General features: G+C 63.1%; 12 protein-coding genes and 2 pseudogenes. 6 read left to right on the top strand and 8 right to left on the bottom strand.

The window, feature by feature from the left end:
- Window positions 1-281, top strand: a 281-nt coding sequence (locus K288_RS54660) for a transposase (RefSeq protein WP_027579332.1), incomplete at its 5' end; no start/stop codon positions are given.
- 354 nt (window positions 282-635) lie between these two features.
- On the opposite strand, the pseudogene K288_RS45100 reads toward K288_RS54660, so the two are convergent.
- Window positions 636-1076: pseudogene (locus K288_RS45100) on the bottom strand (hypothetical protein).
- A 151-nt stretch (window positions 1077-1227) separates the two neighbouring features.
- On the bottom strand, window positions 1228-1392 hold the full coding sequence (locus tag K288_RS54045; RefSeq protein ID WP_167529453.1) for a hypothetical protein: 165 nt from the start codon (window positions 1390-1392) through the stop codon (window positions 1228-1230).
- A gap of 297 nt (window positions 1393-1689) precedes the next feature.
- On the opposite strand from K288_RS54045, the gene K288_RS0109485 reads away from it, so the two are divergent.
- Together K288_RS0109485 and K288_RS0109480 are read left to right on the top strand one after the other, a co-directional pair.
- Complete coding sequence (locus tag K288_RS0109485) at window positions 1690-1917, top strand: hypothetical protein (protein ID WP_244443112.1); 228 nt, start codon at window positions 1690-1692, stop codon at window positions 1915-1917.
- A 348-nt stretch (window positions 1918-2265) separates the two neighbouring features.
- Window positions 2266-2970 carry a hypothetical protein gene (locus K288_RS0109480; RefSeq protein WP_027579330.1) on the top strand — a complete coding sequence of 235 codons (705 nt, stop codon included), beginning with the start codon at window positions 2266-2268 and terminating at the stop codon, window positions 2968-2970.
- A 39-nt stretch (window positions 2971-3009) separates the two neighbouring features.
- Here the strand turns inward: K288_RS0109480 and K288_RS0109475 are convergent, their stop codons facing one another.
- From K288_RS0109475 to K288_RS0109445, 6 genes and pseudogenes are all read right to left on the bottom strand, one after another.
- Window positions 3010-3945 (bottom strand): DUF2493 domain-containing protein, encoded by a 936-nt coding sequence (locus K288_RS0109475; protein ID WP_027579329.1) that lies wholly within the window; start codon window positions 3943-3945, stop codon window positions 3010-3012.
- 324 nt (window positions 3946-4269) lie between these two features.
- Complete coding sequence (locus tag K288_RS0109470; RefSeq protein WP_027579328.1) at window positions 4270-5331, bottom strand: toprim domain-containing protein; 1062 nt, start codon at window positions 5329-5331, stop codon at window positions 4270-4272.
- Window positions 5331-9662 carry a strawberry notch family protein gene (locus tag K288_RS0109465; RefSeq protein ID WP_027579327.1) on the bottom strand — a complete coding sequence of 1444 codons (4332 nt, stop codon included), beginning with the start codon at window positions 9660-9662 and terminating at the stop codon, window positions 5331-5333. The genes K288_RS0109470 and K288_RS0109465 overlap by 1 nt, the downstream gene beginning before the upstream one ends.
- 276 nt (window positions 9663-9938) lie before the next feature.
- Entirely contained in the window at window positions 9939-10352 is a 414-nt protein-coding gene (locus K288_RS0109455) for a hypothetical protein (protein WP_027579326.1), read from the bottom strand.
- 98 nt (window positions 10353-10450) lie between these two features.
- Window positions 10451-12589: pseudogene (locus K288_RS45095) on the bottom strand (ParB N-terminal domain-containing protein).
- A 173-nt stretch (window positions 12590-12762) separates the two neighbouring features.
- A complete protein-coding gene (locus K288_RS0109445) occupies window positions 12763-13959 on the bottom strand; it encodes a hypothetical protein (RefSeq protein ID WP_027579325.1) in 1197 nt (398 codons plus the stop codon).
- 216 nt (window positions 13960-14175) lie between these two features.
- Between K288_RS0109445 and K288_RS0109440 the strand changes: the two genes are divergently transcribed.
- The 3 genes from K288_RS0109440 to K288_RS0109420 all read left to right on the top strand — a co-directional run bounded on the left by K288_RS0109440 (window position 14176) and on the right by K288_RS0109420 (window position 18612).
- The gene (locus tag K288_RS0109440) at window positions 14176-15021 is read left to right on the top strand and encodes a DUF6088 family protein (protein ID WP_043159535.1); all 846 of its coding nucleotides are present in this window, start codon (window positions 14176-14178) and stop codon (window positions 15019-15021) included.
- Entirely contained in the window at window positions 15018-16094 is a 1077-nt protein-coding gene (locus tag K288_RS0109435; protein WP_027579323.1) for a nucleotidyl transferase AbiEii/AbiGii toxin family protein, read from the top strand. The genes K288_RS0109440 and K288_RS0109435 overlap by 4 nt, the downstream gene beginning before the upstream one ends.
- Before the next feature lie 814 nt (window positions 16095-16908).
- Window positions 16909-18612: a recombinase family protein gene (locus K288_RS0109420; RefSeq protein ID WP_027579322.1), complete on the top strand. Its 1704-nt coding sequence runs from the start codon at window positions 16909-16911 to the stop codon at window positions 18610-18612.
- The last annotated feature ends 217 nt before the right edge of the window (window positions 18613-18829 follow it).

Here is an 18829-nt window from a genome sequence, read left to right as displayed (position 1 = left end):
GCTACATCGCCACCGGACGCGCCAAGCGCCCCACCGCCGACAACGGCAAGGTCGGCGGACCGCTGACACAGGCGATGAGAAAAAAGATTGCCGATGGCGGCTTCGACACCCCCTACCGGCTAAGAAAGCAGATCGTGGAGGCGGTGTTCGGACAGATCAAGCAGGCGCGCGGCTTCCGCCAGTTCCTGTTGCGGGGCCTGGCAAACGTGCGTGCCGAATGGGCGATAATCTGCACCGCCCACAACCTCGTGAAGCTCGCTAACCTCGCAAGGCCCCCATGAGCGGGATTTCGTGTCGAAATGCGCCAACCAGAAAGCTATCTGGACGGGCTCCTATGCGCCAACTTGGGATCCGGCAAGAGAACGGGCGAACGAAACCTCCCCGCGCGAACCGAAAACGGGCAGTCGCTTCCACGAACATTACTCGGCGGCACGCCCCCACCTACACCAGTCGGCATTGCACCGTGGCTTGGGCGTGGCTGAGCCCGCCATCGTTCACGGGCGCCTCGCGCTGGGCTCGAGAGACGATCGGTCTGAGCCTCACCGCTCCGATCAACAGCACGCCTTCACACGGCGACGGCCGCGTAGCTATCGAAAGTATGATCTGGCCCCGCCTCGTCTTCCGCTGAGACGGGATCAGTCTCGTACCAGGCCTTGTCCGGCTGGTCCGGGCGCGGCCACGCCTGTGAAACGCAGGAACGCCGTGACGCTGACCGCGATGGCGCCGACGACCGAGATGATCATCTGCCAGGTCGCCGACGGCATCACCATTTGAGCGATCCCATGCGTGGCGCATGTAGCCGGCAACGGTTGCCGGCGCAACGAAGAGGAGAATGAGCAGCAGTCGCAACCACGTCCACGGTACGAAGCCGAGCGCGAATTGTCCGATGCCGAAGGTCGCGCCACCCGCCGAACTGCCGATCAAGATACCGCCGAACACACCGCACCGGTGTCGAAGGCCCAGATGCCAACCGTCAGGCCGACAAAGAAAGGCAGCGCAAAGACGGCAAGCGTGAACATGAGCCAGCACAAGAAGCCGATGCCGACGATGACAAGCGGTGGTCCAAGGATCATCATGGTGGTCTCCGCGAGATACAATTCTGACGGTCGCGCCTTCCACCACCACCACCACGGCGCAGGCCGGAGCATAGCCGAAAGGGAATGTGATCGGGAGCGGAAATCCGAAAGGACGTCCGCTCGCGAACCGGCACGCTGCGGCATTCCCTCCTCATGGAAAGGGATCGAATTCGTGGACGACGGCTGCAGGATCGCCGTCGTATTCAGCGGCCGGCATGACGCCGTATCCGCCGGTGCCGGCCCGGAAGATGACGACGCAGACCATGAGGGTGGTGGCGAGGCTCCAGCCATTGGCGAAAGCGAGAGACTGAGACATTGATCCGGCTCCTGTGCTGTGGCGGGCCATCCCGCGCGACAGGCGCCCGATGTGTCCGGCCAGGGGCCGCAATCACCGCGTAGGCGAAGGCGAAGCGGCGGCACGCTTCAGCGTAAGCCGACCCCTCGCGGGTTGATGGCGTCAGGCTCCTGGCCGGACCAAGGATCAGCGCCATGGAAACGGGGTGGCGTCCGCTGGCAGGAGCCGTGTCGAAGCCCACTGTCGAGTGCGGCCGAAACCTCGTTCTCTTCACGGCACGCCGACCGTTCGGCTAAGCTGCGCTTGCGAGTCGACACGATGGCTGAGGTGGGCGCCATGGCAGAGTTCACGGGACGCGAACTGCATCTGGTGAAGAAGGCGCTTGCCATTGCGGTGCTGGCTATTGAAAGGCAGCCGGGACCGTTTCAATCGACGTCTGACCAGAATGACATGAAGGCGCTACTCGACGGGCTGATCGAGAGCGATACCGAGCTGGCCTTCTATGCGCGCGCTGCGCAGATCGCAGTGACTGGCGAGCCGGACTGAATGCGGAAAATCGCGGCAGTCCACCGTCTGGCCGCGTTAGCGATTGAAGCCGAATGGCGGAAACACGGCAACGTCGTGGTTCCGGCGCAGCCGAAAGCGCGGCCCGCAGGGCAACGCACAGGTATTGACGTTCGACGGAGGGGAAGCGTTGTAGCAGGACATCTATCCTCTGAGCATCATGGACGACTACCGTAGCAAAGAAAGAGCGCCTGCGATTTTTCTAGACTTGTCCTGATATTATTTGTCGAGGCATTGCGATTCTTACTGTGGCTGACTTCTCGCCTGCGTCCGCAGCCCGAAGTCGTCACGATCATTCGAGCCTCAACGGGCAGAACGAGGATACGCGATATGGGAGAGATCAATATCCCCCGTGATCAACAAGATGTCCTTGCGGCCATCGATACCAACGAGCTGGACAGGGTTATCGAGCAAGCCATCCGCGGGGAACGATTGGGTGATTTGCACCGTCTCCCTCTCACAGGCTGCGGACCCTACATTGCAAAGCAACTCCATTACTTCGAACAGGCCTTGACGGAACACCGCGAAGCCAAGGCGCCACGAAAGCGCGCGGAAACAGCGGACGCCCTCCGACGCGCGGGCCGTGACCTGTCCTTCGCACTTCAGGCTATGAAGCACCGGTTGGAAACGGAACAGAAGGATGGCCAGCTCTTCCACGTCGATGACGAGATCATACCGCCTTGCCGCTTTGACAAACGCCTGAGTGTCAGAGTGAGCTATCGGTGGCGCCGGACCCTCGATGACGAGTGGAGGTTCGGCAGCATAACATTCGTCCATGACGTAGATGTACGCCCCAACTATGCGATCCCGGTCCCCAAACGAAAGCCGAGTGCCGCCAAGCGGGAGCAGGATCGGCAGGCTCAACTCTATCAAACATGGCAGCACCTGATGAGAGGAGCGCTCTATTCGGTCAGGGACTATTTCAGGGGAGGTGGTAACGGAGACAAGATCCCGGAAACATTCCAGGCGACGGTCGATTCGTACACCCGCGATCTGAACAATTGCAGCACCCAGTTCTGGCGCCCGCAAACTTGAATTCTTGCGTCTACCCGGAGCACTGAAGATGGCGGCGCTTTAAGCGCCGCGCGTGCCGAACCTCCAGACCGGGATGCCGAGCTTTTTGGCCTTGTCGGCGAGATTATCCTGGATGCCGGTGCCCGGGAAGTGCATCACGCCGATCGGCAGCACGTCGAGCATCGCATCGTTACGCTTAAACGGCGCGGCCTTGTTATGCTTCGTCCAGTCGGGTTTGAAGGCGATCTGCGGTACCTTGCGGTTGTCGGCCCATTTGGCGGCGATCAATTCGGCTCCCTTCGGCGATCCGCCGTGCAGCAGCACCATGTCGGGGTGCTTGGTGTGGACTTGGTCTAGCTTGGCCCAGATCAGCAGGAGGTCGTTGAAGTCGAGCCCGCCCGTGAGCGCCACCTTCGGCCCTGCCGGCAAAAGCACCTGGTTGTCGGCGCGCTTCTTCGCAGCCAGGAAATCGCGACTGTCGATCAACGCCGCCGTGAGATTGCGATGGTTGACCTTAGACCCATTGCGCGGCCGCCAAGCGGAGCGGGTGTGCCGTTCGAACTGGTCAGCGGCCTGGTCGCGCATCAGCTCGAAGGTGTTACGTCGCTCGATCAGCGTTTGGCCTTCTGCTGTTAGTCGCTCCAGCTCGACGGACTTGACTTCGCTGCCGTCCTGCTCCCGCTGCGACCGCTGCTGCGCCAACTCATTGTCGTCGAGTTCGCGCTCGATCCTGTCGATGGCGCGATGGAAGACGTTCACCGTCGACCAGAGCAGGTCTTCGAGGTCGGGCTCAAGGCGGGTGTCGGACAGCGCCACCACGAGGGCGTCGAAGATGTCGGCGATGCTGCCGACGAGAACGTTTGCTTCGGGAAGCGGCCGGGGATCGGGCTCGTCGTGGAAGGGTCTATAACCATGGAGCTGGAGTTCCTGGAGGACTTGATCGGTCGGGGATGAGCCATGGTGCGGCTCGAAATCATCATTGTGGTCCGTGGTCATTGCGGCTTTCCTTCGGTGGATTGACCGCGCCCATCGCGGCCTTCATGGCGACAAAGGCGGCAGGCGGAACGGACTTGCACCCGCAGCGCAGCGGAGGGCCGAAGCGGAGCGGAGGACCGACGGGGGCCGGCTATTTTGCCTCGCGATGTAAAGGCGGCTCTGCCGCCGACGGAAAATAGTCGGCCCACGAGGTTGCCGGTCCGGGCCGCTTGCCGCCCGATCGCCCTCTCAGAAGGCCGTGGGTGCGGTCCTCTCCGGCGCCGAGGGAAGCATGACCAGCGGCTCGCGGTGAGACGCGGCCGCGTCGCCCTCACCCTGTTCCGGCTATGCCACCAGCTCCATGAAACGGGCAACATCTTGCGCTACGACCTGCACGCGGCTGGCGACCCGAAGGGCGTCAAATCCGAGCAGGCGAAGATCCTCGTTAAAGTCGCCAAGCCGTGGCGAGATCACGATCGCCTCGATCCCGGCTTCCTGCGCCCGGTCGATCAAGGCTGCCACGGCGCCGTCACCGGCAGGATCGTTGTCGCGGGCGATGTACAGCCGGCGGAGCGTGTCCGGGAGGATGATGGCGGAGAGATGTGCCGCCGAGAGCGCTGCGACCATCGGCATGGTCGGCAAGGCGCAGCGGAGCGACAGCATCGTCTCGATGCCCTCCCCGGCCGCCATGACTTCGCCAGCTACGCCAAATCGAACGGCGTGACCAAGCAGGTCGCCCATCGCCCGTTTCGGCGTGTCGATCGGCGCCTTGCCGAGCGTCATCTCGCTGAAGCCCCCGGGGTCAAGCCAAGTGCGATGTGCGCCGGTCAGATGGCCGGAGAGATCGGTGACGGCGGCGATCATCGCCGGCCAGGTCTCGGTCGCACTGTGCTCGTTGGGCCGATAGTAGCAATACGGGTGAAAGCGCAGACTTCCGGTTTCGTGCAAAGCCGTAATACCGCGATTGCGGAGATACGCTTCTACGAGTGTGCCCAGGATCGACTGCGACATGCCGAACAGTCGCCGTGCCGCCTGTGGTGATCCGAGGGGCGCGGGCGATTTTCTCGATCGGAGGCGATTTGGCTTGGGCTCCAGTTCTGGACGCGGCAGACTCAGAAAGCGTCGTGCCTCATTGACGACATCGCGAAAATCGATGAAACCGCAGCTCTCGCGGATCACATCGAGGAGATCGCCATGTTCGGCCGAGGCGGCATCGGTCCACTTGCCGGCCGGTCCCTTAGCGGACTCCTTGAGCCGTACGAACATCGAGCGGCCGGGCGTATTGCGTACGTCGCCCACCATCCAGTAACGGCCCTGGCGCCGCCCATTGGACAGGTAATGGCGGCACACCGCCTCGGCGTCACGCGCGAGACGGCGGGCCAGTTCGGAGGCGTTGTCGCGGGCCATCAGGCCGCCTCCCGCTCGACGATGCGCTCGATCGGATAGTGGTCGAGCACCTTCGCCAAAACCCCGGCGCCATTCGCATCGGCCCGCACGAACATGCGCAGTTTCCACGAGATGATCTCGCTGAAGAGGCCATAGGCGCGCAGCCGGTCACGCATCGTATCGGTGAAGCCGGATAGCTCGATGCGGTGGGCACCCATGACGCGCATGCGGCGGAGCTGCAGGCCCTCGGCAAGGTCAAGGACGATTCGGCCCTCCATCAGCGCTGAGTAAGCTTCATCGGGGCGCAAACTGGTGGTCCCGGTCACGGAAGCGTTCGCCGCCCAGGCTGACGTAACCCTGCGACCGATGATGCGCTCGCCCCCGTCGGTCTGAAGCCGATAAACCCGCGTCGAGCCGTTCGGGAGCCGCTTCCAGATCGGCAGCAGCAGACCGGCAACAATGTGGAGCGTGCTCTCGGCGAACTCCGGCACGACCGTGACTTCGCCGTTCCATGCTACGGCGAATGTCTCGCGATCCGCCGGCTGCCAGTGGCTCTCATCCATCATCGCCAGAGAAACATGATGGTGCTCCATCGGCCGGATCAGCCGCACGCGGCGTTCGATCTCGCCGTCATCGAGCATGAGGCTCGGCGCCGGAATCTGCACCGCGGCCCGGCTCGAGCGCTCATTGACCAGCAATACCGCGCGAGGATCGGCGAGATACTCGAGCGCTTGATCCAGCGTCATGGGGCGATTGCGACGGCGCTCGGTTATCGTGAGCAGCCGGGTTTCCGCGCCGGTCGCAGGGTGCGTGTAGATCGAGCGCCGGCCGGTGACGACGAAGCTGTCGGCCTGCAGTGTCTCCAGACCGACGTCGTAGACGCCGCTGGCGATGGCACCCTCAACCTTGGCGTTGAGGAGCTGCTCGAAGGCCGTGAACAGCACCCCTTGCAGGTCGATGGTGAGTGCGAGCAACCGGTTCAGGAACGTGGTGATCGGCGGCAAGTCGTCCTTGATGCCGTTCGCGTCCATGAGCTTTAGGCCCGTGGCGTCCTCGAACGTCCGGAGCGAGCAGCCTTCGACCTTGCCGCGCACGAGCAGCAGATAGAGCTGTCGCAGCGCATCTCTGGCGTAGTGGCTCTCCAGATTGTCCTCGGGCCGGAACAGGCCCTGGCCGCCGGTCTGGCGCTGGCCGCGCGTGATGGCGCCGAGCGTGTCGAGGCGGCGGGCGATGGTCGAGAGGAAGCGCTTCTCGGCCTTCACGTCGGTGGCGATCGGACGGAAGAGCGGCGGTTGCGCCTGGTTGGTGCGGTTTGTTCGACCGAGCCCCTGAATCGCCGCGTCGGCCTTCCAGCCGGGTTCGAGCAGATAGTGGACGCGCAGTCGCCGGTTCCGCGCTGACAGCTCGGCGTGATAGCTGCGCCCGGTGCCGCCAGCGTCCGAGAATACAAGCACGCGCTTCAGGTCATCCATGAAGGCGGCGGTCTCGGCGAGATTGGCGGAGGCGGCACGGTTCTCGACGGCGAGGCGGTCACTCCTGCGCACCACGCGCCGCGAACGTCCAGTCACTTCCGCTACGAGCTCTGTGCCGAAACGCTGTACGATCTGGTCGAGCGCCCCGGGAACAGGTGGAAGCGAAGCGAGCCGCTCGATCAGCTCACCCCGGCGGGCGACGGCCTCGCGGCTTTCGACCGGCTGGCCGTCGCGGAATACGGGCCGGGACGAGAGATTGCCCTCGCTGTCGGTGAAGGGCTCGTAGAGCTGCACCGGGAAGGAATGGGCGAGGTAATCCAGCACGTATTCGCGCGGCGTGATGTCGACGCGGACGTCATTCCATTCCTCAGTTGGGATCTCGGCGAGCCGGCGTTCCATCAGCGCCTCGCCGGTCGACACGATCTGGATTACCGCGGCATGGCCATCGGCCAGATCCCGTTCGATGGAGCGGACCAGGGTCGGCGTCTTCATGCTGGTGAGCAGATGGCCGAAGAAACGCTGCTTGGCCGACTCGAAGGCCGAGCGCGCGGCCGATTTGGCCTGGCGATTGAGCGTGCCGGTCTCGCCGGTGATGTTGGCGGCCTGCATCGCCGCCTCGAGGTGATTGTGGATGATGGCGAACGCGCCAGCATAGGCGTCATAGATCCGGCGCTGCTCGTCGGTGAGCTGGTGCTCGACCAGTTCATACTCAACACCGTCGTAGGAGAGCGAGCGGGCGGTGTAGAGGCCGAGCGCGCGCAGGTCGCGTGCCAGGACCTCCAGCGCCGCGACGCCACCGTCCTCGATCGCCTCGACGAACTCGGCGCGCGTGGCGAACGGAAAATCCTCCCCGCCCCAGAGCCCGAGCCGCTGGGCGTAGGCGAGATTGTGGACCGTGGTGGCGCCGGTCGCCGAAACATAGACGATGCGGGCGTTGGGCAATGCGTGCTGCAAGCGCAAGCCCGCACGACCCTGCTGCGAGGGGGCGACATCGCCCCGCTCGCCCTTGCCGCCGCCGGCATTCTGCATGGCATGGCTCTCGTCGAAAATGATGACACCGTCGAAATCGGAGCCCAACCATTCAACGATTTGACGAACGCGCGAAAGCTTCTCGCCGCGGTCGTCGGACCGCAGCGTAGCGTAGGTTAAAAATAAGATGCCTTCGGTGAGAAGGATCGGCCGCCCTCGCACGAAGCGCGACAGCGGTGTGACGAGCAAACGCTCCATACCGAGTGCCGACCAGTCGCGCTGGGCGTCCTCGAGCAGCTTGTCGGACTTGGAAATCCAGACCGCCTTGCGCCGGCCCCTCAGCCAATTGTCGAGGATGATGCCAACCGACTGACGACCCTTGCCGGCGCCAGTGCCATCGCCGAGCATGAAGCCCCGACGGTAGCGGACAGCGTTCGGCGCATCATCGCGGGCGGCGGTGACGAGGTCGAGGGTCTCGTCCACCGTCCAGGCACCGGCGAGATGGTCGCCATGTGCCTCGCCGGCATAGATCACCGTCTCGAGCTGGGCGTCAGAGAGGATGCCGTCAGTGACGAGGTTCGCCGGCAACCGGGGCCGATAGCTCGGCTTCGGTGGGGCGACCGAGGCCATCGCGGCCGACTGCACCAGCTTGGTCGGGTGCGCCTGCGCGCCGGTAATCCGGATCGACTGCAGCCGGTATTCCTCGTAGATGGCGTCGCTGAGGCGCGCGCCCTCGGGCGGCGTCCAGTCGATCGTCTCATAGGCGAGGTCGACGGATTCGGGATCGGTGATCGACGCCTTGGCCGAAAGTGCGGTGGCCCGTGCGAGATAGCCGCGCACGGTGCGAGGCTCTGGCGAGGCTGATATGGGAAACGCGCCGGTCGATGCGACGGTCAGGCGAGGTGGAACGTGCTCGCCGATCCACCGGAGCAGCGTCGCGACGTCGGGTGCGATTCCTGGCGACTCCGGGAAGGCGTGCGGGTCATCGGCCGGCTCCTTGTCGATGACGGTCAACCGCGTCTCGATCGTCGTGCCGTGCTTGGCATAGACCCCGCCGTCGATCGCGGCGGTGAACACCACGCGGCCGCGCCCCTGCAAGCGGGCGAAAGCCTCACGCCAGGCCGAGGCTTCGGGTGAGAAACTTGCGCCGGTGATTGCCACCAGCCGGCCGCCATCGGCGAGACGCGCCAGGGCCGAGGCGATGTGACGGTACGCCGTGTCGGCGATGCGGCCGGAAACATTCGCCATCGCCGAGAACGGCGGGTTCATCAGCACGACGCTCGGAACGATCGGAGGATCCATGTGATCGTCGATTTGAGCAGCGTCGAAGCGCGTGACGGAGATGGCCGGAAAGAGGGTAGAGACCAACTTCGCCCGGGTCTCGGCCAGCTCGTTCAGCACGAGCGCGCCGCCGGCGATCTCGGCGAGGATGGCGAGCAGGCCGGTGCCTGCGGACGGCTCCAGCACGCGGTCCGCTAACGTGACGGCGGCCGCAGTCAAAGCGGCGAGGCCGAGCGGGATCGGCGTCGAGAATTGCTGGAAGGTCTCGCTCTCGACAGAGCGGCGCGTGTGCGTCGGCAGAAGGCCCGCGATCTTGTCTAAAGCGGAAAGTCGTGAAGCCGGAGAGTCGGCTTTGCGGAATAGCGCCTTTCCATATTTGCGGAGGAACAGGACGGTAGCGGCCTCACAGGCGTCGTAGGCCATCTTCCAATCCCAGGCGCCCGCAGCATCGGATGCGCCGAAGGCCGCTTCCATCGCGGCCCGCAGGATTGCGGCGTCGATGCATCGGCCACGTTCGAGATGCGGGAGGAGCTGCTCCGCGGCAACGATGATGACGCTGGCTTTCTCGGGAGCGCGGACAGGCGAGATCGGCGCGACCTGGTCGGCCGCGATCGGGGAAAGGTCGGTCATGAAGGAAGCCTTAAGGAGAGCGGGAACAGGCGAGCCGGACGGCGCTCTCTCTTGGACCGCACCGGCTCAAACCCGTTCCGGCCGTCCTCTCCCTCTCAGCGTTGTGGCCGTGGCCGGCATGAGAAAAAGCGCCTCGCCGGCTGGCGGGGCGCCTTTCACAGAGCGTTCGTCAGTGTCCGAACTGCCAGCATGGCCAGGCAGTATTGCCGTTCGCGGCGGCGACCGCTTCCGTGAGGTAGCTCGCATCGCCTTCGACGACGGTGACGATGTATTGCGTCATGACGCACCTCCCTCGATCGGATCGTTTTCGCCCGCGAGAATGGCCTCGGCCTTCGCGATGGCGGTGTCCGCCCGTCGGCGCCAAAGCTCGACATCCGCTGAGCCGCCCTCCGGAACGTGGGCCAAGATTTTGAGCAGACCGAGCAGCAACTCGAAGTGATCGGCCTTGCGCTGGACCTGCTCGCCGAAACGTGAGGGGATCGGCAGGGCCCGGCCGATATAGGCGGCGTCGCGGCCTTCCCAGATGCCGGTGACATAGGTCTCGCCGGATGCTTCGACGTCCGACTTGTTGTCGTCCCAGTCCTCGTCGACAATCGCGAGATCGCAGGCTTGGTCGAGCGTTTCGGCTTCGTAGTTTCGCTGCCGGTGGATCGGCAGATGATAGGTCGTCTCGATGGTGAAAAGGGGCACGAGAGTCTCCAGAATGCAAAAAGCCCGGCGCGAGCCGGGCTGTGGGTGGATTGGCAGTGAGAGACGCGGGACGACCGAAGCCGGCCCGCGCGGTCGAGCTATTCGGCCGCAATCATGTGCGGCTCGTCCGCTTCATCGACCGGAGTTTCCTCATCGTCGCGGTTGAGAAATTCTGGCAGCGGCTCGCCATCGGCCTCGGGCTCCGCGGCGTCGACGGCCGCGGGCTGCTCCGGGTCGGCCATTCTCAGGGACTCGGGCAGCCAGCCGGTCTTGGCCAGGAGGCGTTCAGCCTCCTTGGCCATGTCGCCCTTCTTGAGATGATCGATGAGCTGGGCCGACCGCTCGCCGGCGCCTTCACGCACAGCCTCGAGGATGCGGCGCTTCGGGACCCGGCCGAGATAGTTCTCAACGGTGGGACGCCATCCGGCTTCCACCATGTCGAGATCGACGGCCCTCGCGATACGATCGGCATCGGCGATGCGCTGCTCGACCATGTGCGGCGTGGTGCCGCCGCCGTAGCGGTCGCCCTTCTCGTATAGCGCGTTGACGCCGAACGACGCGCAATGCGCAAAGAGCGACGCCTGCTCGTCCCCCGTGAGGCCGGTGAGCCAATCCCAGAGGTCGGCCTTGTCCTTCGGCAGGCGCCCCTCCCAGACCTTGTGGCGCGCGTCGATCGCCCTGGCCGCCGACGTGTCCTTCAGCCCCTGCGCCTGCACCGGGAAGCTAGTGCAGCGCACGGAGACCTCCATCGCCGTCCCGTAGGAGGAATAGCGGGAGAAGGCGTCGAGGCAAAATTTGTGCAGCACCGCCTGGAAGGCGACCGCAGGCGTGGTTGCCAACTTGTCGCGCAGTGCCAGCGTCCGCTCTGCCGTGAGCTCGGTCAGCAGGCGGTCCGGCAACGGCTTCACCGCATCATCGTCCTCGGGCTCCGCAACCTGACCGCCGATGGTGATGACGGCGCGCTGTGTGACCGGGGCCGATGGTTCGGCGCCGTCCATGACCGCAGCAGCGGGTCCGCCATCGCTCTCCTGCCCCAGCTCGGCCACGGGCACCTCGTCCTCGGGCCGGACATAGCCGCGGTCGACCAAGAGCGTGCCTTCGGCGTCGATGCCGACGAACGCGCCCGCGCGGGCGATGTCGGCCGGCTGATAAATGACAGGTCGATCATCGAAGGCGGCGAGAGCCGTCTCGATCTCGCCGAGCCGCTGGTCGACCTCGTCAGGCAGCTCGTCCACGCTGTCATGCTCGGCTTCGAGCCTCGCGTATTCAGCGCTGAGCGCCACGATAGTCACCTGCTCTTCAGCCGTTAGATCAGCGGGCACGCCGTCCAGCTCGCGCAAGCCTCGAGTATGGCCGTAGGGGAAGTCGATAGCGACCTCGATCCACTTCCAGCCTTCGGTGGCGATCGTTTCCGCCTCTGCCTTCAGCTTGTCGGCGAGCAGGCTGTCGAGCAGAGCGACGTCTTCGAGCCAGCCGCCGTCGTCCGACTCGAATAGGTCGCGCAGCACCACGCCCCCGGCCGCCTCGTAGACGTCGAGGCCGACAAACGTGGCTCGCCGGTCGGAGGCGCGCACCGTCTTCTCCGTCAGCATGCGGCGGATCTGATAGGGCTCCTTCTGCCAAGAGCCGGAGATCGCCTGCCAGACCTGCTCCTGGCGAGCATGCTCCGCGGTGACGGTGAAGGCCATCAACTGTTCGAGCGACATGCCATCCTCGGCATAGACGTCGAGCAGCGCGGGCGAGACAGACGCGAGGCGCAGGCGCTGCTTCACGACGTTGACCGAGGTGAAGAAGGCAGCGGCGATGTCCTCCTCGGTCCGGCCCTTCTCGCGCAGAGCCTGGAAGGCGCGGAACTGGTCGAGCGGATGTAGCGGAGCTCGCTAGACGTTCTCGGCGAGCGAATCGTCCTCGGCGAGAATGCCGGTCGCGGGATCACGCACAACGCAAGGCACCAATGCGGTCTTGGCGAGGCGCTTCTGCTTTACGAGCAGCTCCAGCGCGCGGTAGCGGCGCCCGCCGGCCGGTATCTCAAAAATGCCAGTCTCGGTGCCTTCGGCGTCGAGGACCGGCCGGACGTTGATGCTTTGGAGCAAGGTACGCCGAGCGATGTCCTCGGCCAACTCCTCGATGGAAATGCCGGCCTTTACGCGCCGGACGTTTGACTGGCTGAGCACGAGCTTATTGAAGGGAATGTCGCGCGAGGACGAGAGGGTGATCTTCTGAACGGTAGTCGCCATGGGTGATACTCCGCGACGGGCGGCCCAAAGACTCTCCTCTGGGCCTCCAACCCGTCACGAAGCTCAGCGCCGCCCTCTTCCTCTGAGGGCAGCACCGGCCAACCGACGATCAGGAAAAACGGAAAGGCACGAAGCCGGAGACACGCCGTTCCGCATCTCCGGCTTTCCGGGTATCAGGCTGCGCGGTCGAGCAGCTTTTTCGCGCGCGCCTCCAGATCGAGTCGTGCGTCCTGATGGGTCTTGCCCCGCGCAACCGCTGTGATGCCTTGCACGAAATCGAAGACGCTCTCGGGCTTGCGTCCTTCCTCGGACAGCACCGTTTCGATGATCTTCGCTGTCTCAGTCTTCGAGAAGCCGCGCTTGCGTAGGAACTCGCTACGGTCATCGTCGGTGCGGGCGACGATCATTTCTCGCGCGGCCCTGATGCCATTGACGAAGGGCATGGATGAGGAATTGGCAAAGCTCGTCAGCGCCGGCACCGCCTCATGCGCGAAGCGGGAGGCGGCGTATTTGGAGTGGCGGATGGTGATCTCCTCGAAATCCTCTACACCCCAGAGATTGCGGTTCTGGCAGACGGCGCGGAGATAGAAGCTCGCCATCCCGAGTGTCTTGGCACCCACCTCGGAATTCCAGCAGTAGAAGCCGCGGAAGTAGAGGTCCGGCGAGCCATCACGCAGCCGGCCGGCCTCGATCGGGTTGAGGTCGTCGACCAGGAACAGGAAGACGTCGCGGTCCGACGCGTAGAGCGTCGTCGTATCCTCGCTGATGTCGACATGCGGATTATAGACGCCGGTCGACCAATCGAGCACGCCCGGGACTTTCCAGCGCGTGTCGCCCGTGCCATTGCCGGCGATGCGCTGAACGGCCGCCACGAGTTCGTGGTCAAAAATACGCCCGTATTCGGGCCCCGTAACCGCGCGAAGCTCGACGCGACCGTCTTCGATCTCGAGCGTCTTGACCTGCTCGCCTCGATGAGAGCTGAGGCCAAATTGGAGATTGATGCCAGCGAGCGGCGCCGGAAGCTGCCGGAGGTAGGCGGCCGGCGCGCCGATCAGGCTCGCGAGTTGGCCGAAGCTCCAGTGGGTCGGTGCGATAGGCGTATCGGAGCCGGGCAACGTTAGCACCAGCCGTTCCGCGTCGTTACGATCCGCCTCGACGCGGATCGCTGCGCTCTCCACCGTCCGGGTCCGGCTACGCTCGGTCCGTCCGCGCACGGCGGCATAAAGGTCCGACAGGGACAGATAGCGCTCGTCCGCCGGCCGCGAGAACCACTCCGAGGATACGCGGCCAACTCGCTCACCGCGGGTCAGGTCCACCTTGTAGCCGCCGATGCGGTCGCGGCCCGTGCTAAGAACTTCGACTTGGGTCATGGGTCGTCTCCATGACGGGCGCCGGAGGCCTCTCCTCCAGCCCTCAACCCGTCGCGGAAAACCCGGTCAGCACTCTCACTCTTTCGGGAGCATTGCGGGGACTCGGATGCCAGGGGAAGGCGTTCCCCCTCAAGTGACTAGACTGTCCGAAATTTGTATATCTATTTCCGACAAGAAGCTTGCCCTTCGTCCGAAAAAGGGCTACAATTTTCGGACATGACCAGCCACCCGCCCGACCTCAAGACCACCATGCTTGACCGCATCCGTGCGGACGCGCCGCGGAAGGTCTGGACGCCTAGTGATTTCGTCGACCTCGCCTCGCGGGACGCCGTCGATAAGACGCTGCAGCGGCTGGCGAATGCCGGAACCCTGAGGCGGATCGATCGCGGGCTCTACGATCAGCCTGGCTTCAACAAGCTCACCCAAAAACCTAACCCGCCCGATCCGCGCTCGGTCATCGACGCCGTCGGAAGACGCGACCAAACGCGGATGCTTGTCGACGGCATGACCGCGGCGAACGATTTGGGTTTGACTGATGCCGTCCCGGCCAAAATCGTGATGCACACCGAGGCGCGTCGTCGCGCGATCAAGCTTGGTAACGTGACGATCACCTTTCGTCCAACCGCAGCCAGCAAGCTATTCTGGGCCGGGCGACCGGCCATGCGCGTTGTCCAAGCACTTCATTGGCTGCGGGATCTCTTAACGCGTGAAGGCGAGAGCGATCAGGTCAAGCGTAAGCTCGCCAGGCTTTTCGAGGATCCGACGGCGGGGTCGCCGCTCAAAGCCGATCTCACCGCCGGCATGTCGGCTCTTCCGACATGGATGCGGGTGTTTCTCAAACCGCTCATCGCACCCGATGCCGGCCTTGGTCGCCGGCACAACGATGATGATCGTGATGATGCTGATCATGGTGGCGTTGATCATGATCGTCATCGACAAAGAAGAGGCGACGGTGATGATGGCCAGCGTCACGCTGCCGCCGCACGTCCGAAGCCGAAACCGCGCTCCACGCGGAAGAAGCCAACTGCCAATCGCGGCACAAGTCGGAGGGCCAAGGCATGAACCCGGCTTTCGATGAGGTTCTCGCGGCCGGGTCGGACGCGATGTTGAGTGCTTTTGATACGACGGCGCTGCGCCTCGGCACGGCATCCCAGAATATCGAGAAGGACTTTTGGGTCTGCTGGACGCTGGATGCCTTGTTCAATGGCCTAAAGGCGGGAGGACCCCGCCTCCTTTTCAAAGGCGGAACATCCTTGTCTAAAGGCTTCGGTCTGATCAATCGTTTCTCTGAAGATATAGATGTAACGGTGTTTCGGGATGATATCGGCGAGCCGGCGACCATCGAGGAGCTCGACGCGCTCAGCGGCAAGAAACGTCGGGCGCGACTTGATGCAATCAAGGACGCCTGCCAAGCTTACATTAATGGCTCGCTGAGCGCTGAGTTGACGCGGATCCTCCAGGATCGGCTTCAGGCGGCCGGCTTCGATGCCGGTGCGGCACGCGTGGAAGCCGACGAGGCCGATCCCGATGGGCAGACGTTGCTGATCTGGTATCCCGCTGCGACGCCGCGGTCGGATTATGTGCGGGCGGCGATCAAGATCGAGTCAGGCGCAAAATCCGCGCTCGACCCAAATACCGATGTGCCGATCAAACCCTATGTCGATGACGATCTGCCGACGCTTGACCTCACCGTTCCGGCTGTGCGCACCGTCGATCCCAAGCGCACCTTCTGGGACAAAGTCGTCATCCTCCATGGGTTGCGCCGCTGGTTCGACCAGCGCGGTGAGCTGCGCGGCGGCGGTCAACGCGTGTCCCGTCACTACTACGACCTGCACCAGCTAGTTCGGGACCCGATCGGCGAAGCCGCTATGGCTGACACAGGGCTCGGCGCGGACTGCGTCGCGCATGCCCGCATGTTCTTCAATCGACCGGACTTTGATCTTGCGAGTGCGGCGCCCGGTTCGTTCGCGTTGGCCCCACATGACGCGATGATCGACCAGTTGCGCGTCGATTACAGAGCCATGAAAGGCATGATCTTCGGCGAACCGCCAAACTTTGAAGCTGTGCTCGCCAGCATCAGTTCGCTCGAAGCTCGCCTGAACCAGAACGGAAGGGGCCAACGAGAGGCGCGATGAAGCCATAAGCGTCCACTCCGACGAATTGCGCCCGCTTTTCCTGAGGCGCGCGCCGCGCCGATAAATGACGCTCGGTATCAGGGGAAGTACTAAGAAATTAGCCCGAACCGATGCTCCCTTTGTCTGACTGCCCGCGAGGCGAATGCGAGCGCTGGGTCGCCGAGCGCAGCGGAAGCCTTCCTGCCCATCAACTCGTCGCCGTCACGCGCAAGTATTTTTACTCCGCTCTGCTTAGCAGATCTGCTCCCGCCCACGACCACCATCGCGGGAGTGCGCTAACGCTCGATCCCCGGCATTGATGTATCTGAAGAATCTCATTTTCATTTGCCGCTACAGCGGCCAACATGAATTGGCTCACAGCCCGCAGATCGAGATTTAAGCGAGCGCTTCAAAAAGGGCAAAAGTCATGCGCCATCCTGATCCTGCAATGATCCCGGTCGGGTTGTGGCCACAGCCAACGGAAGCTGTGGCCAAAGGACGATCTAGATCGGATTGTCGCGCCGGCGAAGGTCATGAAACCACGGAAAAGGGACGGGAGGGATCGAGCCTGGAATCAAGCGCCGCAAATGATTGCCGCCCGGCTGTAGCGCGGGCCGGCACTTTACGTTAACATCCGCTGGCCAGCTTGTAATGCGTACCCGAATCCGATCGCCTCGGGAGCAAAGGGCGATCATCCGACCGCTTGACCCTTCCCACCCTCAGAGCTGGGACAATCCCGATAATGAGGAAATTTGGCTTGAGTTGGCGCGCGCCATTGGGCGGCAGATTGCACGGGACGAAAAGGATGGTCACGGGCAGCCGATAGGGGAACGGCATGACGACAGCGTCACCCAAAATGAGAGCCGTACTATACGCGCGCTATTCCAGCGACATGCAAAAGGCGACCTCGATTGACGGTCAGCTATTGCTCTGCCGAAAGGTCGCCGAACGCAATAAGCTAGATGTTATCGATGAATTCGTCGACGCCGCAAAGTCTGGTCTTACCGAAGATGCGCGGGACGGCTATCAACGATTGCTAAACGGTGTTCGAAACCATGACTTTGACGTGGTCATCGTTGAGCATTTCGACCGCTTGTCGCGCGATCCCGCAACGATCCAGCGCCTAAAGCAGGTTTTCGAGTTCAACGGCGTTGAGCTGATGGATCAGAAAGGCATTTACGCCACCGCTACCGATATCAGCATCGCAAGTCTCTATAACACGATTTACAAGCCGCAGCTTGCCGACAAGGTTCGGCGCGGCCATGACAACGCTGTCGCTAACGGAAAAATTCCCGGCTCATACGCGTATGGCTATCGGCCGAGGCCTGGTGCGCCCGGCGAGCGCTTGATCGATAAGAACGAAGCAAAGATCGTACTTCGCATCTTCAAGGAATATGCTTCGGGCCGTTCAACCCGAAATATTGCAGCTGATCTCTCCCGCGAAGGTGTACCCTCGCCTGGCGCCACCCGTCACAAGAACAAGGCCGGTCGCACCACTTGGAATCATCAGTGCATCACTGGCGGTCGTCATGGTCGCGGCATTATCGGCAACGAGTTGTACATCGGCGAGATACATTGGAACGTTCGCTCGACAATTCTCAACCCGGAAACGCAGAAGAAACAGAAGCGCCGCAATCCGGAAGAACGGCACATCATCGTCAAGAATCCCGAGCTGCGGATCATTCCACAAGCACTCTGGGATACGGTGCAGAAGGTTCGCAGCGCGCGCGCTGTCCATATGTTCGGGCCGACCGGCAAGCCGCAGCGTCGCTCAATGATTCCGCGCAACAATGAGCACCCGCTTGCCGGTGTCCTCCGGTGCGGCGTTTGCAACGGCCATATGCGAATTGCGCAATCATCCCGGAATGGCGCGCCGCGCGCCGCATGCGCCAACGCGCATCAGCGAGGCACCTGTGAGCACACCCGTAGCTTTGACATGGACGTTCTACTTGAGGATGTTTCCATCAAGATCGACGTGAAATTGCTTTCGGCAAAAGCCATTGAAGAGGCGATGAGTGCTTGGCAGCAGGAACGCAAGAAAGATCGAAAAAAAGTTAGCGAACGCACCAACCTCGAGCGTCGACGCCGTACGCTAACTGCCGAGATAGAGCGCCTATCATATGCCATCGCAAACAGCCGTCGTAAACCCGATGAGCTGCTCAAGCGGATCGATGCGTGCGATATGGAGCGAGAAAACGTTGATGCGCGCTTGCGGCTGCTGGGCAACGGCAGCGAGAACGTGATCCCGTTCGACCACCCGAAGTTCGGTGAGCTTTACCGTTCGGAAGTTAAAAAATTGGTCGCCGCGCTCAAGATCAATTCGAAGGCGATCGAAACCCGGATCGCCTTCCGTAACTTGATTGACTGCATTGTGGTGCATCCAGTTCGCAAGCGGATGCCCTACGAATACACGCCCTACCTGAACAGTGCCGCCCTTTGCGGCATGAAGCTTTTCCCCGAAAACCGCCGCAAGGGAGAAGAAATCGGCATGTTTGCCTACTACGATAACGGCAAATCAGGGAAATCCGTGTCCTCGTAATAGACACGGACCTGCATGTGATGGCGGCCGTCGCGGACCTCGCCGTCGAGATGAGCTGTCTGCACCGTTGGACCTCGGAAATCATCAATTGATCGTGACATGCCCTCGCATGGAGCCGACGTCAACGCCGGACCGCGCGAAGATTGATTGAGGTCAAGACCGGCGAGATCGCCGCGGCCTATCCGAGAAACACAAGCAAAGAAGGCTCCAGTCGCCA

This window comes from Bradyrhizobium sp. Ai1a-2, assembly GCF_000426245.1.
In the GTDB taxonomy this organism is placed as follows: domain Bacteria; phylum Pseudomonadota; class Alphaproteobacteria; order Rhizobiales; family Xanthobacteraceae; genus Bradyrhizobium.
The sequence above is the reverse complement of the archived record's forward strand: the minus strand, read 5'-3'. Positions and strand labels throughout refer to the sequence as shown.